This is a genomic window from Microbacterium sp. NPDC008134 (assembly GCF_042957055.1).
GTDB lineage: Bacteria > Actinomycetota > Actinomycetes > Actinomycetales > Microbacteriaceae > Microbacterium.
On record NZ_JBIBHO010000001.1, the window covers coordinates 762,247 to 785,743 of the forward strand.

The window sequence follows — 23,497 nt, forward strand, 5'->3', positions numbered from 1 at the left end:
CATGAGCATCCGCACAGCAATCATCGGGTACGGCACCGGCGGAAGGGTGTTCCACGCGCCTCTCGTCGACGCGACGGACGGGCTCGAGGTGTCGCACATCGTCACGGCCAATGCGGAGCGCTCCCGAGCCGCAGCGGGACGATACCCGCAAGCCTCCATCCACTCCAGCGTCGATGATCTCTTCTCCGCTGGCGGATTCGATCTGGTGGTGGTCACCAGCCCGAACGAGACGCACGTGCCGTATGCGCAGCGCGCGGTCGACGCAGGGATTGCCGTCGTGCTCGACAAGCCACTGGCCACGAACGTCGAAAGCGCACGCGCTCTGGTGGAGCGGGCGGAGGCAGCGGGTGTTCCGCTGACGGTGTTCCAGAATCGCCGGTGGGACGGCGATTTCCTCACGGTTCGAGCTCTCATCTCCGAGGGAGCTCTCGGCGACATCCACCAGTTCGATTCGGCGTTCGAATGGTGGTCGCCGAAGCTCAGCGACAGGTGGAAGGACACCGCGACGCCCGAAGACGGGGGAGGAATACTCTTCGACCTCGGCCCGCATCTCATCGATCAGGCGCTCGTGCTGTTCGGCGATGTCGTCAGCGTGCACGGAGAACTCGACAATCGTCGCGGCGGTGGAGCCGATGACGATGCGTTCGTCTCGATGACGCACGCCAACGGTGTTCGAACACGGCTGTGGATGAGCGCCATCGCGCCGTCGAACCGACCGCGCTTTCGAGTCGTCGGCTCGGCGGGAGTCTTCGAGTTCTCGGGGCTCGACCCGCAGGAACCGCAGTCCATCGCCGGGATGCGTCCGACGGATGCCGGATTCGGTGTGCATCAGGACGGACGCGCCGCCACCGTGCGTCGCCCCGACGGCGTCGTGGAAGAAGTGGAGCTGCAGGCTGGTCGGCACCTCTCTTTCTATGAGCGCGTCGCCAGCTCCTTGACCCGCGGCGGCGCGATTCCCGTCGATCCTCGCGACAGCATCCGCGGGCTCGAGGTCATTCGCGCCGTACGGTGAGGATGCAGAGCGAAGGAACTCGGTCGGATTGCTGATACCCGCGAGCTCTCGTGGTTCAGAGTGGCTGCGCAGAACACCCCTGAGCGCCACTCGCATCCGGCCTAACCATAGGAACCTCGGCGTAAACTCGTAACCGTGCCACTCGCCTCGAGGATTGACCCGATCCGCAGCGGCCGCCCCTCCCGCACTCGCCGTTCCCGGCGTGCGGTCGGAGCCGCGCTCGCCGCGGTGCTTGCCGTCGGCCTGACCGCGTGCGCTCCGGATGCCGTGAGCGAGTCGTTCCTGAGCGGTGAGAACACCGGCTACGTCGCCGCCGATGGCGCGATCGTCGAGATCCCCGTCGCCGAGCGCGGCGAGCCGATCGAGTTCGACGGCGTCACGGAAGACGGCGAGGCGTTCGACAGCGCCGACATCGCGGGCCAGGTCACGGTCGTGAACTTCTGGTACGCCGGCTGCGCTCCGTGCCGCGTCGAAGCGGGCGACCTCGAGGCCGTCTGGCAGGAGTACGAAGACCAGGGCGTGTCGTTCGTCGGCATCAACACCCGCGATCAGGCCGATACGGCCAAGGCCTTCTCGACCGAGTTCGAGATCACCTACCCGAGCCTGATCGACGTCGACACCGCGCAGGCCAAGCTCGCCTTCGCGGCCGAGACGCCCATCCAGGCCACGCCCACCACCCTCGTGCTCGACAAGCAGGGCCGCGTCGCCGCCCGCATCATCGGGCCGATCGACGGGACCTCGATCCTGTCCACGCTCGTCAAGGACGCGCTCGCGGAGAGCGCGTGAACCCCCAGGACATCATCGGTTCGGGAGCGCTCTGGCTGGCGATCCCGGTCGCCCTGCTCGCCGGGCTCATCTCGTTCCTGTCGCCCTGCGTGCTTCCGCTCGTGCCGGGGTACCTCGGATTCCTCGGAGGATCGGTCGCCCCGCGTCCGACGAACGGCGCGACGACGGATGCCGTGGCCCCGGGGCGCGGCCGCCTGGTGCTCGGCGTGCTGCTGTTCATCGCCGGTTTCAGCGCGGTCTTCGTCGCGATCACCGCTCTCGGCGGTGTCGCCAGCGTCTTCCTGATCCAGTGGGGTGAGCTCATCACCCGCATCCTCGGCGTCGTGATCATCCTCATGGGCCTCGTGTTCCTCGGACTGTTCGGCTTCGCGCAGCGCGAGCTGCGGTTCCATGTCGACGGCAAGTACGGCGTGATCGGGGCACCGCTCCTGGGCATCGCGCTCGGGATCGGGTGGGCGCCGTGCCTCGGCCCCACCCTGACCGCGATCTTCGCCCTCTCCTTCAACGCCGGTGATCCCGTGCGCGCGGGCGCCCTCGGCCTCGCCTACTCGCTCGGTCTCGGCATCCCGTTCCTGCTCGTCGCCCTCGGGTTCGGTTGGGCGACGACGGCTATCGGATTCCTGCGCCGCCACATCCGCGTCGTCAACGTCATCGGCGGCGTGCTGCTGATCGCGCTCGGTGTGCTGATGGTCACGGGGCTGTGGACCGACATCATGTCCCGACTGACGGCGGTGATGAGCAGTGTCATCCTCCCGCTCTGATCACGAGACGACCGAGAAGAAGCCCCGGAAGAACGAGAGTGCCGTGAGCAGCAAGACGACCAGGTCCAGCGATCCGCTGCGGCCGTCCGACCACGTCGACGGCGACGACTCGATCACGCAACCGCGCCTCGGCTTCGTCGGCTGGCTGCGCTGGGGCTGGCGCCAGCTCACCTCGATGCGCACCGCTCTGATCCTGCTGCTCGTGCTCGCGGTCGCGGCGATCCCGGGTTCGATCTTCCCGCAGCGCATGGCCGACCCGAACGGTGTCACGCAGTGGGAGCGCGACAACCCCGATCTCTTCCCGATCCTCGACGGGCTCAAGCTCTTCGACGTCTACCTGTCGCCGTGGTTCTCGGCCATCTACCTGCTGCTGTTCACCTCGCTCGTCGGTTGCGTGATCCCGCGCATCCGGCACCACTGGAAGGCGCTCAAGGCCCGCCCGCCTCGCACGCCGGCGCGCCTACAGCGACTCGACGACTTCCGAGCCGTGACGCGCGACGTCGCGTCCCCGAAGAGCGGTGAGAAGGCGGATGCCGAGGCCGAGGCATCCGCATCGATCGACGTCGCCACGAAACAACTCAAGGCACTGGGCTATCGCGTCGAGCGCTACGACCGCGGGCGCACCTTCTCGGTGTCGGCGGAGCGCGGGTACTGGCGCGAGACCGGCAACCTGCTGTTCCACCTCGCGCTCGTCGGCGTGCTCGTCACCGTCGGTGTCGGCGGCGGCTTCGCGTATACCGGTCAGCGGGTGCTGGTCGAGGGCGAGACCTTCGCGAACACGCTCGTCGACTACGACTCGATGAACCGCGGGCGCTTCGTCGCCGACGACGCCCTCGCGCCGTACTCGATGCGTCTCGACACCTTCGACGTCTCGTACACGCCGTTCGGTGAGGCGGGCTCCGGGCAGGCCGGCGACTTCTCGGCCAACGTCACGGTCAAGGAGAACGGCGAGGAGCGCACCGGCGCCATCAAGGTCAACGAGCCGTTGCCGGTCGCCGACGACGACATCTTCCTGCTCGGCAACGGCTACGCCCCGACGATCACGGTGCGCAACGCCGACGGCGACGTGGTGTTCACGAACAGCGTGCCGTTCCTGCCGCAGGACACCAACATGACTTCGCTCGGCGTCATCAAGGTCACCGACGGACTTCCCGAGCAGCTCGGTCTGCTGGGCTTCTTCTACCCGACCACCGCCGTGCTCGACACCGGGGCGTTCTTCTCGGCGTACCCGGCGCTCACCAACCCGACCCTCACGCTCGACGTGTACTCGGGCGACCTCGGCATCAACGACGGCACCCCGCGGTCGGTGTACGTGCTCGACACCACCGACCTCACCCAGCTCACCGGGCGCGCGGTCGACAAGGACTCGATCGAGCTTGCCCCGGGCGAGACCGCCGACCTGCCGAACGGCATGGGAACGGTCACCTTCGAGGACGAGTCGCCCGAGGGTGCGACCGACGCCACGCAGTCGGTCAAGCGCTTCGCCTCGCTGCAGATCCACCGCGACGAGTCCGGCGTGCTGGTGCTCGGCTTCGCGGTTCTCGCGCTCGGCGGACTCATGCTCGCGCTGTTCGTTCCGCGCCGCCGCATGTGGGTCAAGGCGACGGCCGAGGGCGACAGCGTGGCGTTCGAGTACGCCGGACTCGCCCGTGGCGAGGACCCGACCATCGCCGTGGCGCTCGACGACATCGTCGCGGGTCACGGCCGCCTGCTCGATGCGGCCGGCGGCACGGTCGCCCGCGCGGATGCCGAGACCGACGAAGAGACCTCCGAAGAACCGGCTGATGACTCGGCCGAAAACCTCGCGGATGCCGACCCGACGGCATCCGACTCCCCGAAAGTAGACTGACACCATGTTCGACCTCGAAGTGATCTCGCCGGTCCTGCTCTGGACCGCGATCGCGATCTACGCCGCGGCCTTCATCGCGTTCGCATTCGACCTCGCCCGCCGCTCGCAGGTCTCCGCCGACGCGCAGAGCGTGCGCGAGGGCGAGCTCGTCGGTGCCGGAGCGCGCGGGGGAGCGACCCTCACGGCCACCGGCAAGCCCATCGAACCGAAGCCGCAGCGCTTCGTCATGGCGCGCATCGGCACCTCGCTCACCGTGCTCGGGTTCATCTTCCACCTCGGGGCGACCCTCACCCGCGGCATCCACGCCGGTCGTGTGCCGTGGGCCAACCTCTACGAGTTCGCGATGATCGGCACGCTGCTCATCATCGCCGTCTACCTGATCGTGCTCATCAAGGTCGACCTGCGCTTCCTCGGAACGTTCATCACCGGCCTCGTGGTCGTGCTGCTCGGTCTGTCGTCGACGAACTTCTATGTCGATGTCACCCCGCTCATGGACCCGCTCAAGAGCGTGTGGCTCGTGATCCACGTCTTCGTCGCCTCGTTGGGCACGGCGTTCTTCGCGCTCGCCTTCGCCCTCTCGGTCATCCAGCTCATGCAGTCACGTCGCGAGCGCCTCGTGACGGAGGGCGCGGAGAAGACCGGCCCCGGGTTCCTCCGCACGTTCCCCTCGTCGGAGCGCCTCGAGAGCATGGCGTACCGCTTCACGATCATCGGGTTCATCCTCTGGACCTTCACCCTCATCGCCGGTTCCATCTGGGCGTACTACGCGTGGAGTCGCTTCTGGGGCTTCGACGTCAAGGAGACCTGGACCTTCGTGATCTGGGTGCTCTACGCCGGATACATCCACGCCCGTGCGACCCGCGGCTGGCGCGGCAATCCCTCGGCCTGGCTCGCGATCGTCGGCTTCACAGCGGTGCTGTTCAACTTCACGATCGTGAACGTGTTCTTCAAGGGTCTGCACGCCTACTCCGGCATCAGCTGAGGCATCCGCCCCGTGCGTACGACGCCCCGCTCCTCTTCCGAGGGACGGGGCGTCGTCGCATGCGGCGGTGACAGGCCAGGGCGGATGCCGGGGCTCAGGTCGCGAGCACCGTCTTCGCCGAGGTCGTGCGGCGCAGGGCCACGGCGAGGGTCGTCGCGCCGAGGGCGAGCACGCCCCACACCACGAGCCCCGCGACCGCGGAACCGCTGCCCGCGATGAGCCCGGTGAAGGCCGGCGAGGTGGGGAGCGCGGCCCCGAGGCCGGCGAGCCAGTCCGGCACGGTCGAGATCAACCCGGTCGCGACGGCCAGGACGCCTATCAGCGCGCTGACCCAGCGGCCCACGCCGCCGAAGATCGCCACGAGCGCCTGGTTCACTGCGGCGAAGACCACGCCCGCGAGCACGGCTGTCCCGGCGAAGGACCACCAGGCGGCCGCGTCGTATCCGGCGACGATCTGCACGATCAGCGAGACCAGGAGGCCCTGGCCGGCGCCGATCAGGGCGGCGGGCCAGAAGGCGCGCAGCGTGAGCGTCGGCGACGATCGGCGTGACGTGAGCGTGCGCGCGGTGTGCGCCCGCATCACGATGAACGAGGCCAGTCCGCCGAACCAGAGCACGACCGCGGCGAGCAGCGGGATGGCAGTCGGCCCGAAGATCGTGTTCATCGATGAGGTCGACTCGACCGGGTCAGCGATCACCGAGGCGATCGACGTCGACTCGGAGTCGCTGAACGAGGGGAGCGAGTCGGATGCCGTGCGCAGCCCACCGGCGAGGTCGCCGGCTCCGGTCGCGAGTGTGTCGAGACCCGTGGCGAGTTCGGTCGCACCCGTCGCGAGCTCGGTCGCACCGCTGGAGAGCTGTCCGGCTCCGGTCGCCAGCGCGCGGGCTCCCGCAGCGGACTGGTCGACGCCCTCGGTCGCGAGCTGGTTCAGCCCCGCGGCGATCTGGGCGGCTCCTGCGCCCGCTTCGCTCATGTTGGTCGACAGCGTGGAGGCTGCGGCCGGGAGGCCCGTGATGACGGGAGTGAGGTAGGCCGAGGCCGTGCCGGTGGCGGTGGCGGAGGTCGCAGCGGACGTGGCCGCCTCACCGAGGTCGTTGCAGAACTCGGGGTTCGCTCCCGACTGCGCGCAGGTGGCGGCGAGTGTGCCCAGATCGGTCGCGGCCTTGGCCGATTCCGAGGTCGCGGTGGCGAGGAACGGTGCCCCGGCCTGCGCGGCGCCGATGAGCTGGCCGAAGGCGCCGTTCGGGTCGGTCAGCGCGGCCGCACCCCCGGTCAGCCCCGCCCCGAGCTCACCCGCACCGGCGGCGAGCTGACGCGTGTTCGCGGCGATCGTGTCGAGTCCGGTCGCCAGCGACGTGGCACCCGTCCCGAGTTCGCCCGCACCGGACGCGAGTTGCGTGGCCCCGTCGGGGATCGCAGCGGCGCCGGTGGCGGCATCCCGCGCGCCGTTCGCGAGCTCCAGCGCCCCCGATGCGGCCTCGCCGATCTGGTCGCCGATGGTCGTGAAGCCGACCAGGATGTTCTCGGTTGTCGCCTCCGACAGCGTGGTGCCGAGCGTGGAGGCGGCGACGTTCGCGATCTGACCCGTGATGAGGTCGTCGGCGACGAGGCCGTCGTCGGGCGTGGTGACCTCGATCGTCGCCTTCTCGGGCGTGCCCTCGCCCTCGGAGATCGTGCGTCCGGCCGAGGTCGCGGCCGACGAGAAGTCCTCGGGGATGGTGATGACCGCCTGGTAGTCGCCGCTCGCGAGTCCCTCGGCAGCGTCGTCCTCGTTCGAGATCACCCAGGTGAGGTTCGAGTCGAGGTCGTCCGACCCCTCCACGAGACCGGAGGCGAGCTGGCGGCCGAGGGGCGTGAGCTGTCCGTCGATCTCGACCGGCTCATCGAGGTTCACGATCGCGGCGGTCATGGAGTCCAGGCGCTCGGTCGGGTTCTGCAGCGCGGTGACGAGGATGCCGCCGATCGCCGCCGGCAACAGCAGGATGCCGAGGATCGTCAGCCACGTGATGGGCTTGCGGGAGCGTGCGCGCTCGATGGGGAGGGTCATGCGGTCACCTCGGTGGTTGCGGTCGCCCGTCGCGGGGCGCGGGTGTCGAGAAGGTTCGCGTCCGGCCAGCCGGCCTCCGCGAGGATCGTGCGGGCGGTCGCCGCATCGGATGCCGTGGCGAAGACGGCGAGGGAACGGGAGGCCGCGGCATCCCGCAGCATCGCCGTGACCTGGTCGCGTCGGCCGCCGGACAGTCGGTCGATGCCGTCGACGACCACGACCTCCGTGCGCCCGCGCAGGGCCTCGGCGAGGTCGTCGAGTGCGGCATCCGCATCGTCGACGATCACGCAGCCGACGTGCGCGCGCACCCAGGCCGCCCGACCGGGGAGCAGGTGCCCGGCGACGCGGAGGCGCCCGTCGTCGGCGGAGACTCGGCCGGCAACGGCCAGGGCGAGGGCGCGTCGCTCACGGGCGTCGCCGCCGGTCGCGATCAGGGCCTCGCCGGGGGCGACCCGGAACGACAGTGCGGTGACGACCGGGGCATCGGCGCTGACCGTGAGGTCGTCGGCCGCGACGATCGAATCGTCGCCGGGCCACTCGGCCAGGTGCCGTTCGCGTTCGACCGCTTCGCCCTCGATGTCGACGCGGGGGAGGATGCGCTCGAGCCAGGCGGGGATCTGCCAGGCGCGCTCGCCGAGGATCGCCATCAGCGCGGGGATGAGCGTCATGCGCACGAGGAACGCGTCGATCGCGATACCCGCGGCGAGACCCAGCGCGATCGGTTTGAGCGACGAATCGCCCTCGGGGACGAACGCGACGAACACCGCGAACATGATGAGCCCGGCCGCGGTGACGACCTTCGCCGACCCCGTGAAGCCGCTGCGGACGGCGCGCAGCGCGGCTGCCCGGCGTTCGGCGCGTGAGGCCGAGCGTGCGGCACGATCGTGCACGAAGTCCTCACGCATGCGCGAGACGAGGAAGACCTGGTAGTCCATCGCGAGGCCGAACAGCACACCCATGAGCACGATCGGCATGAAGCTGATGATCGGACCCACCTTCGCCACGTGCAGCAGGTCGGCGAACCAGCCCCATTCGAACACCGCGCCCACGACGCCGAACGCGGCGACGATCGAGAGCAGGTAGCCGAGGGCCGCCGTCACCGGCACCCACAGTGAGCGGAACACGATGGTGAGGAGCACGAGCGACAGTCCGATCACGAAGATCCCGAAGGGCAGCAGAGCGCCTCCGAGCTGGTCGGAGATGTCGATCCCGACCGCCGTGAAGCCGGTGACCTTGAGGTCGATACCGAACTCGTCGAGCCACTCGTCGTGGTGGGAGCGCAGCTCGCGCACGAGATCGGCCGTGGCAGGGTCGTCGGCCGCGGTCTCGGGGATGATCTGCACGATGCCGGTGTCGGCGGTCTCGTTCGGAGTCGAGAGCGCGACGTTCTTCACGCCGTCGATCTTCGCGACCGCGTCGCCGAGGTCGTCCATGAGCCCGACCGGGTCGGTCGAGGTGACGATCGTGCCGGTGAGGATGAGCGGTCCGTTGAACCCGGGCCCGAACTCCTCGCCGACGATGTCGTAGCTCTGCCGGGCCTCGGAATCCTTCGGCAGCACGCCGGCGTTGGGCAGGGCGAGGTCGAGGCTGAGGGCGGGCACCGCGACGATGCCGAGGCCGAGGACCACGGCGATCGACACGACCACGGGATGCTTCGTCACCCCGCCGACCCAGCGCTCGCTGAACGCGCGGCGCGGGTCGCGTGCGGAGCCGTCCTTATTCTTCGAGGCGCGCTCGCGGCGCGGCCGCCCGACGATGCGTCCCTTCATGAAGCCGAGCACGGCGGGGGTGAGGGTGACCGCGATCATCACGGCGATCGCGACGGCGACCGAGGCCGCGATGCCCATCGTCGTGAGGAACGGGATGCCGGCGAAGCCGAGGCCGATGAGAGCGATGAGCACGGTGATCCCGGCGAAGACGACGGCCGATCCGGCGGTGCCGACGGCGCGGGACGCCGATTCCTCGGGGTCGACGCCGGCGCGCACCTGGTCTTGATGTCGGGCCATGATGAACAGCGCGTAGTCGATCCCGACCGCGAGGCCCAGCATGAGGGCGAGCAGCGGGGTGGTGGACGAGACGGTGGCGAACGCGGTGGCGGCGAAGATGCCCGCCATCGAGATGCCGACGCCCAGGATGGCGGTGAGCAGGGGCAGGCCGGCGACCACGAACGAGCGGAACGTGACGATCAGCACGAGCAGGGCGATCAGCAGGCCCACGGCCTCGGTGGGGGTGATACCGGGGATCGACATCGCGAAGAGGTCGCCGCCGAGGGCCGTCCGGGTGCCGTCGGGGAGGTCGGAGGTGAGGTCGTCGACGATGGCGCTCAGCTCGTCCTGGGTGTCCTGCGAGACGTCGGATGCCTGCCCGTCGAACTGCAGGCGCACGATCGCGGCGGTGTCGTCGTCGTTGATCATGCCGTTGACCATCTCGTCGTACGGCGAGGTCACCGCGAGCACGCCGTCGAGATCGCCGAGCTCGTCGACGACATCCTCGATGGGGGTGCGGTACGCGTCGTCGGTCATCTCGTCGCCGTCGGCCGCCACGATGACGATCTGCGCGTCGGTGCCGCTCACCTGGGGGAACGAGCGCGAGAGCTGCTCGAGGCCGGCCTGCGACTCGGTGCCGGGGATCGAGAACGTGTTGTCCGTGCCGGAGCCGAGCACGAGCGCCCCGGTGCCGGCGAGGCCGAGCACGAGCAACCAGGAGGCGAGCACGCGCCAGGGGTGCCGGAACGACCAGCGACCGAGTGAGGACAGGAGAGTGGACACGCGCGTTCCTCCAGGAAGTGGGGGATGGGGTGGATACACAGGTGTATCCAATACATAGTTGTATCGTAAGGCGATTCGCACGCGGGAATCTGTGTGCGAGGTGTGAGAATCGACACGATCGCGAACACCAGGAGGTTTCGATGTCGATACCGGCAACCCGGAGTCGTGAGAACACCCGCGCCCGACTGCTCGAGGCCGCGGAGCAGCTCTTCGCGGAGGTGGGCCTCGACGGCGCCTCGGTCGAGGCTGTCTGCGAGCGTGCCGGCTTCACGCGCGGTGCCTTCTACTCGAACTTCGAATCGAAGGACGAGCTCTTCCTGATGCTCGCCGGCCGCGTGGCCGACAAACGCGTGAACGCGGTGCGCGAGCGGGTGACCGAGATCACTGCCGAGGGCGGGCTCGCTCCCGGCTGCGATCCGACCGATCTGCTGCAGAAGGTGATGGACTCGGGCAGTGATGACCGCATGGGCGTGATGCTGATGAGCGAGATCCGTATCCGGGCGCTCCGCGATGCGCAGTTCGGTGCGGCGTATCTGGCGCAGGAGCGCGAGATGGTCGGCAGCATCGCGCAGATCGTCAGCGACATCGTCGATGCCGCCGGCTTGCAACTGCGGGTGCCGGCCGAGGTGGCCGGCCGCATCCTCATGATCGTCTGGGAGGGCATGACCGTGCGCGGCGCGATGGCCGGACAGGACGACGCCCAGCTGCGACGCGCGGGCGGCGAGGAGCTCGCGCGACTGGTGGATCTGCTGCTCGCCTGAGCGGCAGATCGCTGCGGCCCTGTCGTCGTGCTGCTTGATTTCGAGAGTTAACTCTCATAAGTTGGTGAGGTGACCCTTACTCCTTCCGGTGGACGGATGCCGCGCCGCCCGGCATCCGGTCGTCCGCCCGCTGTCGACGGGGAGGCTATCGCTCGCGCCGTGCTCTCCGTCGGCTTCTCCGACCTGACGTTCGCGACCGTCGCCGCCCGGCTCGGCGTGGGCCAGGCGACGCTGTACCGCCACGCGCCCAACCGTGATGAGCTCGTGCGCCTCGGCCTCGACCTCGCGTTGCGCACCGAGGAGTGGCCCGATCTGACCGGGCACTGGCGGCCCCTCCTCGAGCGGTGGTCGATCGCGTCCTGGCGCGCGTGGGAGCGCCACCCCGGTGCCGTGATCGAAGCCGCCCGCGGCATCTACCCGCCGTCGATCGTCGCGCTCTCCGACGGCGTTGCCGCCGCCCTCGTCGCGCAGGGATTCACAGCATCCGCCGCAGTGCTCGCCGTCGACCTCGTGTTCGATCTCGCCGCCGACAGCCGCCGCGGCGTGGAGTCGTACGACGCCCCGGTGCCGGCGGGTGACGGCGAGATGCGTCGGCAGATCGAGCGTCAGTGGCACGCGCCCCAGGCGCCGGATGCCTCGGCCGAGGTGCGGGCCGAGATGCTGCGCGCGATCCAGGGCGACCCGTTCGACTGGTTCCGCCGCAAGCTCGCGGTCGTGCTGGCGGGGATCGCCGTCGAGCTCGCGCCGCCGCATCCGTCGGCCACCGACATCACTCCGCGAACGACAGGGACTTCCGCATGACACACGCCGACACCGCCTCGATCCCCACCGTGGAGTCCGCCGCACCGCGCTCGCAGGTGCCGCTCCTGCTGGGTGCCGTCTTCCTCGCCTACCTCGGGCAGATGACGCTGAACCCGATCATCGCGCCGCTGTCGCGCGAGGTCGGGCTCGCCGAGTGGCAGATCGGCGTCACCATCAGCATCGCCGCGGTGATGATCGTGCTCACGAGTCAGATGTGGGGGAGGCGTTCGCAGTCCTGGGGGCGCAAGCCGGTGCTGGTGCTGGCCCTCGGCCTCGCCGTCGTCACGATGGCGCTCTTCGCGCTGACGGCATGGGCCGGCATGACGGGTCTGCTCAGCGGCACGGTGCTCTTCGTGCTGTTCATCCTGTTTCGCGGGATCGGGTTCGGCTCCGCGCTCGCCGCCGTGCCGCCGACCGCCCAGGCCTACATCGCCGATGTGACGACCGACGAGAAGGCGCGCGTGAAGGGCATGGCCGGTGTCGGTGCGGTGCAGGGGATCGCGATGATCGCCGGCTCCGTGGTGGGCGGGTTGCTCTCGGCCTTCGGTCTGATCACTCCGCTGATCGTGGTGCCGTTCCTGCTCGCGGCCGCCCTGGTCGTCGTCGCTTTCCGACTGCGGCGCGAGACGCGCACCGAGCTGATCGAGAAGCCGGCGAGCGTGCGGCCCTTCGACACCCGGGTCTGGCCGTTCCTGGTCGCGGGCTTCGGGATGTTCACGGCGCTGGGGTTCATTCAGGTCATCACCGGATTCGTCGTGCAGGATCGCCTCGGCCTCACCTCCGCGCAGACCGGGCTCGTCACCGGAGCGGCCCTGCTCGCCGCCGGCGTCGGCATGGTCGTCGCCCAGACCCTGATCGTGCCGCGCAGCGGCTGGACCCCGGCGACGCTCCTGCGTGTCGGAGGCCTCGCGGCGCTGCTCGGCTTCCTGCTGCTCATCGTCGATCTGGGCCCGTGGTCGCTGTTCACCGCGATCCTGATCATCGGCCTCGGGCTCGGCACCGCGATGCCCGGCTACACGGCAGGGCCGACGCTGCTCGTTCGGCGCGACGAGCAGGGCGGACTCGCGGGACTCATCGGTGCGACGACCGGTCTCACGTTCGTGATCTCGCCCACGCTCGGCACGGCCCTCTACGGCGTGATGCCGGTGCTGCCGATCATCATCGGCGCGGCGATCATGGCGATCGTCACACTGTTCGTGTGGCTGCACCCGCGCTTCCGGCGGCTGCCGCACGTGCCGGTGGGCGACGCACCGTCTCTCTGACGGGTCTCAGCTCGCGTCGAGCACCCGGAAGGTGCGTTCGAGACGGGCGAGCCACCAGTCGCGACGGTCGTCGGAGGCCGCGAGGCGGTCAAGGCCGGCTCCCTCGGGGGTGACGCGGCCGGCGGGGATCGCGCCGTCGTGAGGGCGCCGGTCGGCGACGTCGTCGAGAAAGAGCGATGCCGTGCCGAGCCCGCAGTCGTAGTCGAGTCGGGGGAGGGCGGCGGCGAGGGCCGCGCCCTGCGAAAGGCCGACCGCGGTGTCGAGGGCGCTCGAGACGACGGCCGGGAGTCCCGTGGCCGCGATGATCTGTAGTGCGTGCGTCACCCCGCCGAGCGGTTGCGCCTTCACGACGATCAGATCGGCGGCGCCGGCCCGTGCCACGGCGAGCGGGTCGGACGACTTGCGGATGCTCTCGTCGGCGGCGACCGGGATGCCGAGGTACTTCACGCGGGTGCGCAGCTCGGCGAGTTCGTCGACCGTCGCGCAGGGCTGTTCGACGTACTCGAGGTCGAACTCGTTGAGTGCGTGGACGGCGTGCTCGGCCTCGTCGACGTTCCACAGGCCGTTCGCGTCGAGGCGGACGCGGCCCTCCGGCCCCATCGCCTCGCGCACCGCGCGCACGCGCGCGACGTCGTCGGCGAGCGTCTGCCCGGGCTCGGCGACCTTCACCTTGGCGGTACGGCATCCGGAGAAGCGTGCGAGCACCTCCGGCACGCGCTCGGCGTCGACGGCCGGGATCGTGGCGTTGACGCGGATGCCGTCGCGCAGAGGCGAGGGCTGCGGGTTCCAGGCGAAGTCGATCGCTGCGGTGAGCCAGGTCGCGGCCTCGGCATCCGCGTATTCGACGAACGGCGAGAACTCGGCCCACCCCTCGGGGCCTTCGAAGAGCAGCGCCTCCCGGGTGTCGACCCCTCGGAATCGCGTGTGCATCGGCAGGGCGACCACGCGCGCGGTGGAGAGGATGTCGCGGAGTTCTGGCGTCATGCGTCTCATTCTGCTCCCCGGCTTCGATTTCTCATCGTCACAACGATGTGTCATTGACAATGGTGTGTGGCGCACAGTAATGTGATCGACATGAACGAGACGCTCGACACGCACCTGCAGGAATTGCGACGGGGAACCGTCGTGCTCGCCTGCCTGCAGCTGCTGCGCACCGCGGGCTACGGCTACGGCCTGCTCGAAGAGCTCGAGACGCGTGGGTTCGCGACCGACGCCAACACCCTCTATCCCCTCCTGCGCCGCCTCGAGAAGCAGGAATACCTCACGAGCGAGTGGAACACCGACGAGGCTCGGCCCCGCAAGTTCTACCGCACGTCGGACGCAGGCATCCGCCTCGCCGACGCCCTGACAGACGAATGGCGCGCGCTCACCGTCGCGATCGCCACCCTCACCGAGGAGAACTGAGATGACCTCCACCGCCACCCTCACCGAGCGCTACATCGGCGCCACCATCCGCAGCCTCCCGCCCACGGCGCAGGACGACGTCCGGGCCGAGCTCGAGGCCTCCATCGCGGATGCCGTCGAGGCCCGCCTCGAACAGGGGGAGACCCCCGCCGAGGCCGAGCGCGCCGTGCTCACCGAGCTCGGCGACCCCGGCATCCTCGCCGCCAGCTACGCCGATCGGCCGCTGCACCTGATCGGCCCGCGGTTCTACCTTGCGTGGTGGCGCCTGCTCAAGCTGCTGCTGATCATCGTTCCGGTGTGCGTCCTCGGCGGCGTCGCCCTCGGGCAGGTGATCGCCCAGGCGCCCGTCGGCGAGGTGATCGGGTCATCGATCGCCGCGTCGCTCAGCTCGATCGTGCACATCGCGTTCTGGACGACGCTGGTGTTCTTCATCCTCGAGCGCACGAACAGCGAGTCGAGCCTGCCGGAATGGGACGTCGACCAGCTCCCCGAGACACCCGAGCAGGGGGCCGGGCGGGCCGAGGTGATCGCCGCGCTGGTCTTCCTCGGCGCTGCCGTCGGGGCGGTCTTCTGGGACTCGATGCTCGGTTTCTTCCCGACCGGCGGCGACCCGATCGCCATCCTGCATCCGGGCCTGTGGCCCTGGGGCATCGCCGTGCTCTTCGTGCTGATCGTCGCCGAGGTGCTCCTCGCGATCGCGATCTACGCCCGCGGACGCTGGACCACCGCGCTGGCCGTCGTCAACACGGTGCTCGCCGTGGCGTTCCTCAGCTGGGCGCTGACGCTGCTCGTGCGCGGCGACCTCATCAACCCGGCGTTCATCGAGTTCGTCGGCGGCGATGTCACCGCCGAGGCGTGGCGCATCGTGGGCATCGTGACCGGGTTCTGCATCGTCGCCTTCCCGATCTGGGACATCGTCGACGGATGGATCAAGACGGCGCGCGCCGAGCGCGGGAATAGGGTGGAAGCGTGACCAGCGCATTCGTCTCCGACCTGTTCGACCCCGCCGAGTGGCAGCTCGCGCCCGGAGCCGAGGACTACACCGACATCACCGCCCACGTCTCGAACGACGGAGGAATCGCCCGCATCGCGTTCCACCGGCCGGACGTGCGCAACGCCTTCCGCCCGCACACGGTCGACGAGCTCTACCGCGCCCTCGACATCGCCCGTCAGGACCCGCGTATCGGCGCCGTGCTGCTCACCGGCAACGGACCCAGCGCGAAGGACGGCGGGTGGGCGTTCTGCTCGGGCGGCGACCAGCGCATCCGCGGGCGCGACGGGTACAAGTACTCCGACCCTTCGACAGGCTCAGGGACCCATGGCGGGGACTCAGGGACCCAGGCTTCTCCGTCTCCCGCCTCGTTGGGCCGCCTCCACATCCTCGAGGTGCAGCGTCTGATCCGCTTCATGCCCAAGGTCGTCATCGCGGTCGTGCCCGGGTGGGCGGCCGGCGGCGGGCATTCGCTGCACGTGGTCTGCGACTTGACGATCGCCAGCGCCGAGCACGGGCGTTTCAAGCAGACGGATGCCGACGTCGGCAGCTTCGACGCCGGATACGGCTCGGCGTACATGGCCCGCGAGACCGGTCAGAAGATCGCCCGCGAGGTGTTCTTCCTTGCCGAGGAGTACTCGGCGCAGCGCGCCTACGAGATGGGTGCGGTCAACCGCGTCGTGCCGCACGCCGAACTCGAGCGCGAGGCGCTGAAGATGGCGCGCACCGTGCTGACGAAGTCGCCCACCGCGATCCGCATGCTCAAGTTCGCGTTCAACGCCGTCGACGACGGGCTCGTCGGTCAGCAGGTCTTCGCGGGCGAGGCGACGCGTCTCGCCTACGGTACCGACGAGGCCGTCGAGGGACGCGACTCGTTCCTCGAGAAGCGCGACCCCGACTGGTCGTCGTTCCCCTGGCACTACTGAGGAACTGACGACGGAGAAGCCATCATGACCGCGCTGATCCCCATCGAGGCCGATGACCCGCACCAGCTGGGTCTCGCGCTGCACCGGGCGCTCGACGGCGGGCCGGCGCTCGGGTTCGGGATGCTCGCCGATGTGCCCGAGCGGGTCCCGGCGGGAACCGCCGTCGTCATCGCGACCTCGGGGTCGAGCGGCATCCCCAAACGCGTGGCGTTGAGCGCCGAGGCGCTGCGCACGAGCGCCGAAGCGACCGCCGGACGCATCGGCGCGGGTCGCTGGCTGCTCGCCCTCCCGACCGGGTACGTCGCCGGGCTCCAGGTCCTCGTGCGGTCGATACTCGCGGGCACCGAGCCGGTCGCGCTGACGGGACGGTTCTCTCCCGAGGCGTTCGCGCACGCCACGCTGTCGATGCTTCGCCACGGAGACGAGGCGCTGTTCACCTCGCTCGTACCGGCGCAGGTGGCGACGCTGCTCGAAGCGGCGGACGACGTCGCCGTGCGCGCCGCGCTGCAGGCCTATCGCGCGCTCCTCGTCGGGGGACAGGCCCTGCCCGAGCCGCTGCGGGAGCAAGCATCCGATCTCGGCGTGCACCTCGTGCGCACCTACGGTTCGACCGAGACCAGCGGCGGATGCGTGTACGACGGTGTTCCCCTCGACACCGTGTCGGTGCGCACGGTCGACGGCGAACTCCGTATCGCGGGACCCATGCTCGCCGACGGCTATCTCGGCGACGACGAACTGACCGCGCGGATGTTCGTGCGCGACGAGCACGGCATCCGCTGGTACCGCACGGGTGACCTCGGTCTCGTCGACGACGGCGTCGTGCGGGTGCACGGTCGCGCCGACAACGTGATCGTCTCGGGCGGCATCAACATCTCCCTGGACCGGGTCGAGCGGATCGTGCGCCAGGTGCCCGGCCTCCGCCAGGCCGTGGTGGTCGGCGTCGCCGACGAGCGGTGGGGAGAGGCATCGGTCATCGTCGCCGCGCGCGGCGAGGTGCTTCGCCGCAGCGAATCCGACCAGCTCGTGCAGGCGCGCGACGCGGTCGCCGAGGCGCTCGGCAAGCACGCGCGTCCGGCGCGCTTGATCCTGGTCGACGAGATCGCGACACTGGCGTCGGGCAAGCCCGACCGTGAGGCGATCCGTCGCATCGCGGCCGAGCTGCACTGACGACTCGGCCCCTCTGCCTAAAGTGGGGGGCGTGCACATCCTGCGCCTGGCCGGTGTTCCCGGTGTCGGCAAGAGCGCCGTCGCCGCCGAGCTCTTCGCGCGCTTCCGGGGCGCGGGCGAGCGGGTGGCCCATGTCGACATCGATCAGTTGGGTATGTGCTACCCGGCCCCGGACGACGACCCCGATCGCTGGTCGCTCAAGGAGCGCGCTCTAGAGCGGGTGGCACGGCGATTCCACGCGGAGGGGACGGACCTTCTCGTGGTGTCCGGCGTGGTCGAGCCGACTCGTCCGCCCGACACGTCGGCCCAGGTCACCTCGTACTGGCTCGATGCCTCGGCCGCGACCCGGCGCCGACGGCTGAAAACACGCGGGTGGTCTGAGGAAGAGGTCGAGCGCGTGGTGGCGGTCGGCGGCGACGAGGCGCGCCGAGCCCCTGCGGAGTGGGTGCGCGTTCCGACCGATGCGCTCTCGATCGCCGAGACGGCGGACCGGGTGCAACACCTCCGTACGCTCCGTCGGCGGATCGCCGAGCCGCTGGGCCCACCCCAGGCGGCCGGGCCGGGGCGTGTCGTCTGGATCACGGGTGCGCGCCCGGCAGACGCCTCGCGCATCGGCTGGGAGATGGCCTCCGCCGCGTGGTCCCGCGGTGAGCGGACCGGATTCGTCGACGTCGCGCGGCTCTCGCTCGTGGCGTGGGAGCCGTCGAAGATCGGCCTCGAGAACACCGTTGAGATGCAGGCGCTGTTCGCCTCGATCGGAGCGGAAACCACGGTCGTCGTCGCATCCGTCGACATCGACCCCGTCAGCGTGAGGCAGGCGTTCGCTCCGGCGTCCGTACGGTTCGTGCGGAGCCACGCCTGAGCGGTGCCAGACTGGAGCATGGCCACGTACACCCACGGACACCACGAGTCCGTCCTCCGCTCGCACAACACCCGCACCATCGCGAACTCCGCGGAGTACCTCCGGCCGCACCTCGCACCGGCCACCCGGCTGCTCGATGTCGGGGCGGGCCCGGGCAGCATCACGGCCGACTTCGCGACCGTGGTCGGTCGCGTCACGGCGACCGAAATCGACGAGAGCGCCCTCGCGCTCTCGCAGAACCTCATAGCCGATCGCGGCCTGACGAACGTCGACTTCTCGATCGAAGACGTGCACGCGCTGTCGTTCGCCGATGACAGCTTCGACGTCGTTCACACGCACCAGGTGCTGCAGCACGTCGGTGATCCGGTTCAGGCCCTGCGCGAGATGCGCCGGGTCACGGTGCCCGGGGGCATCGTCGCCGCGCGCGACGCCGACTACGCCGGGTTCATCTGGTTCCCGGCGCTGCCCGAGCTCGACGAGTGGCTGCGCCTCTACCGCGAAGCCGCGCGCGCGAACGGCGGCGAACCCGACGCCGGACGGCGCCTGCTCTCGTGGGCGCGCGCCGCCGGATTCGACGACGTCACGGCGACGGCATCCACCTGGTGCTACGCCACTCCCGAGGAGCGGGCCTGGTGGGGTGGCATGTGGGCCGACCGCATCCTCGAATCGGCGCTCGCGCGTCAGCTCGTCGACAGCGGGCTCGCCGGCCGCTCCGAGCTGCAGTCGATCAGCGACGCCTGGAAGCGCTGGGCGGATGCCGGTGACGGCTGGTATCTCGTGCCGCACGGCGAGATCATCGCCCGCGCCTGAGCCCCGGATCGGACTCCCGCCTGGTCCTCGCGATGCATCCGGATACATCGCGAGGCGGACGCGGCCGCCGAGCCGCTCGCGTAGCGTGAAGGAGTGATCCGCCCCATCTCCCGCGCCTGGCTCGTCGTCGACATCGTCGGCGCCGTCGTCGGCTTCGCCATCACGACGCCCCTGACGTTCGTCATGGGTGCAGCCGGCCTCAGCGCGTGGATTCCGGACGGGTCGGCGGCAGTCGTCGCCTACGTCGTCGTCGGGCTCGTGCTCTGGGGGGCCGCCGCGATCGCGCGCCTGTCACCCGCTCTGGCACTGTGCGTCGCGTGGTTCGGTGCCGTCGTGCAGATGGGGCTCGGTCTCCCACCCGCCGCCTATGACCTCGGCATCCTCGTCGTGCTGTTCGCGACCGCTGCGTGGGGCACCACCCGCCTGCTGTGGATCGGCGGGATCTCGGCTCTCGGCGGCGGACTGGTCGGCGGTGCGTACTTCGGTGTCGTGTGGTCGGGTGAGTTGCTGACGGACGCCGCCAGCGCGTTGCGCGCCGCGCTCATCGCCGCGCTCCTCGCCTCGGTTTTCGTGCTCGTCATGGTGATGTCGTGGGGGGCCGGCTTCCTCTGGCGGGTGATCCTCTCGGGGCGGGCCACCCAGGTGGCGCGGGCGCAGGCCGAGACCATGGCCGCCGAGGAGCAGGAACGCGTGCGCATCGCCCGCGACATGCACGACGTCGTCGCACACTCGCTCGCCGTCGTGATCGCGCAGGCCGACGGCGCGCGCTACGCCGCCGCGGCGAAGCCCGAGATCGCGACCGAGGCGCTGGGCACGATCGCGCAGACCGCCCGCGGTGCGCTGTCGGACGTGCGGATGCTGCTCACCCAGCTGCGTCACCGTCAGGGTGATGGGCCGCAGCCCACCCTCGCCGACCTCGAGACCCTCTTCGCGCAGGTGCGGCACGCCGGCATCGAGCCGCGGATCACGGTCGACCCCATGCCGCCGGGTGAGCCGCCGGCAGCCATCCAACTCGCGGTGTACCGCATCCTGCAGGAGGCACTGACGAATGCCATCCGGCACGGCGACGGCGCCGTCGACGTGCACCTGGCCTGGCTGCCCGATCGGGTGGAGATCCGGGTGGCGAACACCGTCGCGCCGGGTCCTGCTCCCGTCCAGCTCGGGCAGGGCGGACACGGCCTGATCGGCATGCGCGAGCGCGCTCAGCTCGTCGGCGGTAGTCTGCAGGCCGAGCGCCGCGGAGCGCAGTTCCACGTCTACGGCATGCTGCCGATCGGACACCCCGCGTGACCAGAGGAGTCCCGTCATGATCAGAGTCGTCCTCGTCGACGACCAGTCGCTCTTCCGCGCCGGCGTGCGGATGCTGATCGCGTCGCAGCCCGACCTCGAAGTCGTCGGCGAAGCCGGTGACGGACGCGAGGCCCTCGACGTCGTGCAGCAGACCCGGCCCGACGTCGTGCTCATGGACATCCGGATGCCGGTGATGGACGGCCTCACGGCGACCGCCGAGATCCTCCAGCGGCCCGACGCGCCGCGCATCGTGATGCTCACGACCTTCGACCTCGACGAAGCCGCTGCTCGCGCCATCCGTCAGGGCGCGAGCGGCTTCCTGCTCAAGGACGCCGACCCCGAGTTCCTGCTCGCCGCCGTGCGCACCGTGCACGCGGGCTCGAGCGTGATCGCGGCGTCCGCCACCCGAGAGCTGTTCGCGCATTTCTCCGAGGCGCCGACCCCGGTCCCGCCGCAGTTCGCCGACCTCACCGACCGCGAGCGGGAGATCTTCGCGCTCGCCGCGCGGGGCCTCTCGAACGGCGAGATCGCAACGCGCGAGTTCCTCAGCGAGGCGACCGTCAAGACGCACATCAGTCGCATCCTCGCCAAGCTCGGCCTGCGCGACCGCGTGCAGCTCGTCGTGTTCGCGTTCGAGCACGGCCTCGCCTGAGCACGGCCTCGCCTGAGCATCCGTCTCCGGTCTCTCCGGGATCATCCTCCAGGCGGAGACGGATGCATCCGCCGGGCGACGACCGCGACGGCACCCGCTCCGTAGCGTCGGTGACATGGAGATCACGACCACCGACCTGGGCCTCGCCGCCCGCGTCCAGCACCTGAAGAAGACATACGGCTCCGGCGAGGGAGAGGTCCGCGCGCTCGACGACGTCAGCGTCGGCATCCGCCGTGGCCAGTTCACCGCGATCATGGGCCCGTCGGGCTCGGGCAAGTCGACGCTCATGCACATCATGGCCGGCCTCGACACCCCGACCGAGGGGCGCGCGTTCATCGGCGACACCGAGATCACGGGTCTCGGCGACCTCGACCTCACGATCCTGCGCCGCCGCCGGGTGGGGTTCATCTTCCAGGCGTTCAACCTGGTGCCCACCCTCGATGCGCTGGGCAACATCCTGCTGCCGTTCGAACTCGACGGGCGTCGGCCGAGCGCGCTGGAGCGTGCCCGCATCGACGGTCTCATCGACACCCTGGGCCTGGGGTCGCGCCTGCGTCACCGTCCGCACCAGCTCTCGGGCGGGCAGCAGCAGCGCGTGGCCATCGCTCGTGCGCTCGCCACGGCACCCGATCTCGTGTTCGCCGACGAGCCGACGGGAAACCTCGATTCGAAGACCGGCCGTGAGGTGCTCCAATTGCTGCAGGCAGCGAGTCGCGAGCACGGGCAGTCGATCGCGATGGTCACGCACGACGCGATCGCCGCCAGCCACGCCGACCGCGTGCTCTACCTCGGAGACGGTCGCATCGTCGCCGACCACCCGCGTCAGACCGCCGAGGAGATCTCGGCGTACATGCTCGCCGCCGAGGTGTCGGCATGACCGCGGCCGGCGCCTCCGTCATCGGCACCGTCGTTCCCGAGACCTCCGCCACAGCCCCGCGCCTCGCGTGGCTGCGCGATCGCGGCATGGGAGCGAGCATCCTGGTCGCCGCGCTGTCGGCGGCGTTCGGGGTGATCCTCGTCGAGGTGACCGCGTTCATCGGCGCGGTGCTGCAGGCCGACCCGTTCATCGGCGACAGCGAGACGCTCGCCATCGTCGTCGGCATCCTCTCGGTGCTGCTCACAGCGGTCGCCATGTACGTCGCCGCGATCGTCACCGCCAACACGTTCTCGACGATCATCGCCGGGCGCACCCGTCAGATCGCGCTGATGCGTCTGATCGGGGCGACCGCGCGCTCGCAGCGGGCGGAGGTCGGGCGCCAGGGACTCGTCGTCGGCGTGATCGGCGCGCTCACCGGCGTGATCGTCGGTGTCGCGTTCGCCGCGCTCGGCGTGCAGGTCGGCGGCATGGTCATCGCGAACGTCCCGTCGGACTTCACGCTCGCACAGCCGTTCCTGCTGCTGCCGGCAGCCGGGGTCGCGCTCACGACCTGGGCTGCGGCTTGGGCCGGGTCGCGCCGTGTGCTCACGGTGACGCCGCTGCAGGCGATCGGCGGGTCGGTCGAGCGCGCCCACGACGAGGTGTCGGGCAGAGCCGGGCGGCACGTCGGCGCCTGGGTGCTCCTGATCGCCGGGGCCGCGCTGCTCGCGGGCGGCGTGCTCGCAGGTCTCGTGACCCCGCTCGGGGTGGTCATCGCCTTCTTGGGAGGACTGCTCTCGTTCACCGGACTCGCTCTCGGCTCGGTGCTGTTCATGCCGCCGGTGCTGCGACTGGTCGGACGCCTGTTCGGGTCCTCCGCCACGGCACGCCTCGCCGCCGAGAACGCCCTGCGGTACCCCGAGCGCTCGTCGCGCATGGCGATCGGCGTCGTGATGGGGGTCACCCTCGTGACGATGTTCGCGGTCGCGCTGGAGTCGGCGAAGCGGCTGATGATGAGCCAGACCTCCGAAGAGGTTCCGCCGGAGTTCTTCGCGCCGTTCGACGCCTTCGCCTCGATCATGATGGTGCTCGTCGCGGTCTCGGCCGTGATCGCCGCCGTCGGGCTCGTCAACCTGCTCACGATCGGGGTCGTGCAGCGGCGCCGCGAGCTCGGTCTGCTGCGGTCGATCGGGCTGTCGAACGGGCAGGTGCGCCGGATGGTGCTGCTCGAGGCGACGCACATCACGGTGGCGGCGACGCTCACGGGTCTCGTGCTCGGTATCGTCTACGGGTGGATCGCCGCGCAGTCTCTGCTCGGCTCGGTGCCGGTACTGCCCGACTTCACGCCCGCCGGGCTCGTCGCTCCGCAGGTGCCGTGGGTGCCCGTCGTGATCATCGTGGTCGCGACGGCGGTGCTGACGCTCGTCGCCGCCGCGACGCCGACCCGCCTCGCGACGCGCGTCGCGCCGGTCGAGGCGCTGGCGGCCGACTGACGCGTCACGTGCCGCAT

21 protein-coding genes are annotated in these 23,497 nt (G+C 70.2%); 18 read left to right on the forward strand and 3 right to left on the reverse strand.

Annotated features, from left to right (window positions below; all coding sequences use genetic code 11):
• Position 1 precedes the first annotated feature (1 nt).
• From ACFY9N_RS03545 to ccsB, 5 genes are all read left to right on the forward strand, one after another.
• Positions 2-1,012 carry a Gfo/Idh/MocA family oxidoreductase gene (locus ACFY9N_RS03545; protein WP_391476884.1) on the forward strand — a complete coding sequence of 337 codons (1,011 nt, stop codon included), beginning with the start codon at positions 2-4 and terminating at the stop codon, positions 1,010-1,012.
• A 135-nt stretch (positions 1,013-1,147) separates the two neighbouring features.
• Positions 1,148-1,798: a TlpA family protein disulfide reductase gene (locus ACFY9N_RS03550; protein WP_391476885.1), complete on the forward strand. Its 651-nt coding sequence runs from the start codon at positions 1,148-1,150 to the stop codon at positions 1,796-1,798.
• A complete protein-coding gene (locus ACFY9N_RS03555; RefSeq protein WP_391476886.1) occupies positions 1,795-2,559 on the forward strand; it encodes a cytochrome c biogenesis CcdA family protein in 765 nt (254 codons plus the stop codon). The genes ACFY9N_RS03550 and ACFY9N_RS03555 overlap by 4 nt, the downstream gene beginning before the upstream one ends.
• A 43-nt stretch (positions 2,560-2,602) precedes the next feature.
• Positions 2,603-4,408, forward strand: a complete 1,806-nt coding sequence (locus tag ACFY9N_RS03560; protein WP_391476887.1) for a cytochrome c biogenesis protein ResB — start codon at positions 2,603-2,605, stop codon at positions 4,406-4,408.
• Between the two features lie 4 nt (positions 4,409-4,412).
• Positions 4,413-5,390 (forward strand): c-type cytochrome biogenesis protein CcsB, encoded by a 978-nt coding sequence (ccsB, locus tag ACFY9N_RS03565; protein ID WP_391476888.1) that lies wholly within the window; start codon positions 4,413-4,415, stop codon positions 5,388-5,390.
• A gap of 94 nt (positions 5,391-5,484) precedes the next feature.
• Here ccsB and ACFY9N_RS03570 read toward each other — a convergent pair whose 3' ends face one another.
• Together ACFY9N_RS03570 and ACFY9N_RS03575 are read right to left on the reverse strand one after the other, a co-directional pair.
• Positions 5,485-7,437: a YhgE/Pip family protein gene (locus ACFY9N_RS03570; RefSeq protein WP_391476889.1), complete on the reverse strand. Its 1,953-nt coding sequence runs from the start codon at positions 7,435-7,437 to the stop codon at positions 5,485-5,487.
• Positions 7,434-10,205 carry an efflux RND transporter permease subunit gene (locus tag ACFY9N_RS03575; RefSeq protein WP_391476890.1) on the reverse strand — a complete coding sequence of 924 codons (2,772 nt, stop codon included), beginning with the start codon at positions 10,203-10,205 and terminating at the stop codon, positions 7,434-7,436. The genes ACFY9N_RS03570 and ACFY9N_RS03575 overlap by 4 nt, the downstream gene beginning before the upstream one ends.
• A 140-nt stretch (positions 10,206-10,345) precedes the next feature.
• Here ACFY9N_RS03575 and ACFY9N_RS03580 point away from each other — a divergent pair, with 140 nt between their 5' ends.
• From ACFY9N_RS03580 to ACFY9N_RS03590, 3 genes are all read left to right on the forward strand, one after another.
• Entirely contained in the window at positions 10,346-10,966 is a 621-nt protein-coding gene (locus ACFY9N_RS03580) for a TetR/AcrR family transcriptional regulator (RefSeq protein ID WP_391476891.1), read from the forward strand.
• 69 nt (positions 10,967-11,035) lie between these two features.
• Positions 11,036-11,767 carry a TetR family transcriptional regulator gene (locus tag ACFY9N_RS03585; protein ID WP_391476892.1) on the forward strand — a complete coding sequence of 244 codons (732 nt, stop codon included), beginning with the start codon at positions 11,036-11,038 and terminating at the stop codon, positions 11,765-11,767.
• Positions 11,764-13,029, forward strand: coding sequence for an MFS transporter (locus ACFY9N_RS03590; RefSeq protein WP_391476893.1), 1,266 nt, complete (start codon positions 11,764-11,766; stop codon positions 13,027-13,029). Before ACFY9N_RS03585 ends, ACFY9N_RS03590 begins: the two co-directional genes overlap by 4 nt.
• A 6-nt stretch (positions 13,030-13,035) precedes the next feature.
• Here the strand turns inward: ACFY9N_RS03590 and ACFY9N_RS03595 are convergent, their stop codons facing one another.
• Positions 13,036-14,013 (reverse strand): o-succinylbenzoate synthase, encoded by a 978-nt coding sequence (locus ACFY9N_RS03595; RefSeq protein ID WP_391476894.1) that lies wholly within the window; start codon positions 14,011-14,013, stop codon positions 13,036-13,038.
• A 90-nt stretch (positions 14,014-14,103) separates the two neighbouring features.
• Between ACFY9N_RS03595 and ACFY9N_RS03600 the strand changes: the two genes are divergently transcribed.
• The 10 genes from ACFY9N_RS03600 (at position 14,104) to ACFY9N_RS03645 (ending at position 23,480) form a co-directional block, all read left to right on the forward strand.
• Positions 14,104-14,433: a PadR family transcriptional regulator gene (locus tag ACFY9N_RS03600; protein WP_391476895.1), complete on the forward strand. Its 330-nt coding sequence runs from the start codon at positions 14,104-14,106 to the stop codon at positions 14,431-14,433.
• Between the two features lies 1 nt (position 14,434).
• Complete coding sequence (locus tag ACFY9N_RS03605) at positions 14,435-15,406, forward strand: permease prefix domain 1-containing protein (protein ID WP_391476896.1); 972 nt, start codon at positions 14,435-14,437, stop codon at positions 15,404-15,406.
• Positions 15,403-16,350 carry a 1,4-dihydroxy-2-naphthoyl-CoA synthase gene (locus ACFY9N_RS03610; protein WP_391476897.1) on the forward strand — a complete coding sequence of 316 codons (948 nt, stop codon included), beginning with the start codon at positions 15,403-15,405 and terminating at the stop codon, positions 16,348-16,350. The genes ACFY9N_RS03605 and ACFY9N_RS03610 overlap by 4 nt, the downstream gene beginning before the upstream one ends.
• Positions 16,351-16,374: 24 nt before the next feature.
• Positions 16,375-17,517, forward strand: coding sequence for an AMP-binding protein (locus ACFY9N_RS03615; protein WP_391476898.1), 1,143 nt, complete (start codon positions 16,375-16,377; stop codon positions 17,515-17,517).
• Positions 17,518-17,539: 22 nt separating this feature from the next.
• A complete protein-coding gene (locus ACFY9N_RS03620) occupies positions 17,540-18,379 on the forward strand; it encodes an AAA family ATPase (protein WP_391476899.1) in 840 nt (279 codons plus the stop codon).
• Positions 18,380-18,397: 18 nt separating this feature from the next.
• Entirely contained in the window at positions 18,398-19,189 is a 792-nt protein-coding gene (locus ACFY9N_RS03625; protein ID WP_391476900.1) for a class I SAM-dependent methyltransferase, read from the forward strand.
• Between the two features lie 93 nt (positions 19,190-19,282).
• The gene (locus ACFY9N_RS03630; protein WP_391476901.1) at positions 19,283-20,479 is read left to right on the forward strand and encodes a sensor histidine kinase; all 1,197 of its coding nucleotides are present in this window, start codon (positions 19,283-19,285) and stop codon (positions 20,477-20,479) included.
• Between the two features lie 16 nt (positions 20,480-20,495).
• Positions 20,496-21,131 carry a response regulator gene (locus ACFY9N_RS03635; RefSeq protein WP_391476902.1) on the forward strand — a complete coding sequence of 212 codons (636 nt, stop codon included), beginning with the start codon at positions 20,496-20,498 and terminating at the stop codon, positions 21,129-21,131.
• Between the two features lie 115 nt (positions 21,132-21,246).
• Positions 21,247-22,008: an ABC transporter ATP-binding protein gene (locus ACFY9N_RS03640; RefSeq protein WP_391476903.1), complete on the forward strand. Its 762-nt coding sequence runs from the start codon at positions 21,247-21,249 to the stop codon at positions 22,006-22,008.
• The gene (locus tag ACFY9N_RS03645; RefSeq protein WP_391476904.1) at positions 22,005-23,480 is read left to right on the forward strand and encodes an FtsX-like permease family protein; all 1,476 of its coding nucleotides are present in this window, start codon (positions 22,005-22,007) and stop codon (positions 23,478-23,480) included. Before ACFY9N_RS03640 ends, ACFY9N_RS03645 begins: the two co-directional genes overlap by 4 nt.
• The last annotated feature ends 17 nt before the right edge of the window (positions 23,481-23,497 follow it).

Coding starts and splice junctions, on each gene's coding strand:
- ACFY9N_RS03545 (WP_391476884.1), top strand. CDS start 2: ATGAGCATCCGCACAGCAATCATCGGGTACGGCACCGGCGGAAGGGTG.
- ACFY9N_RS03600 (WP_391476895.1), top strand. CDS start 14,104: ATGAACGAGACGCTCGACACGCACCTGCAGGAATTGCGACGGGGAACC.
- ACFY9N_RS03615 (WP_391476898.1), top strand. CDS start 16,375: ATGACCGCGCTGATCCCCATCGAGGCCGATGACCCGCACCAGCTGGGT.
- ACFY9N_RS03590 (WP_391476893.1), top strand. CDS start 11,764: ATGACACACGCCGACACCGCCTCGATCCCCACCGTGGAGTCCGCCGCA.
- ACFY9N_RS03645 (WP_391476904.1), top strand. CDS start 22,005: ATGACCGCGGCCGGCGCCTCCGTCATCGGCACCGTCGTTCCCGAGACC.
- ccsB (WP_391476888.1), top strand. CDS start 4,413: ATGTTCGACCTCGAAGTGATCTCGCCGGTCCTGCTCTGGACCGCGATC.
- ACFY9N_RS03640 (WP_391476903.1), top strand. CDS start 21,247: ATGGAGATCACGACCACCGACCTGGGCCTCGCCGCCCGCGTCCAGCAC.
- ACFY9N_RS03580 (WP_391476891.1), top strand. CDS start 10,346: ATGTCGATACCGGCAACCCGGAGTCGTGAGAACACCCGCGCCCGACTG.
- ACFY9N_RS03625 (WP_391476900.1), top strand. CDS start 18,398: ATGGCCACGTACACCCACGGACACCACGAGTCCGTCCTCCGCTCGCAC.
- ACFY9N_RS03605 (WP_391476896.1), top strand. CDS start 14,435: ATGACCTCCACCGCCACCCTCACCGAGCGCTACATCGGCGCCACCATC.
- ACFY9N_RS03595 (WP_391476894.1), bottom strand. CDS start 14,013: ATGACGCCAGAACTCCGCGACATCCTCTCCACCGCGCGCGTGGTCGCC.
- ACFY9N_RS03570 (WP_391476889.1), bottom strand. CDS start 7,437: ATGACCCTCCCCATCGAGCGCGCACGCTCCCGCAAGCCCATCACGTGG.
- ACFY9N_RS03635 (WP_391476902.1), top strand. CDS start 20,496: ATGATCAGAGTCGTCCTCGTCGACGACCAGTCGCTCTTCCGCGCCGGC.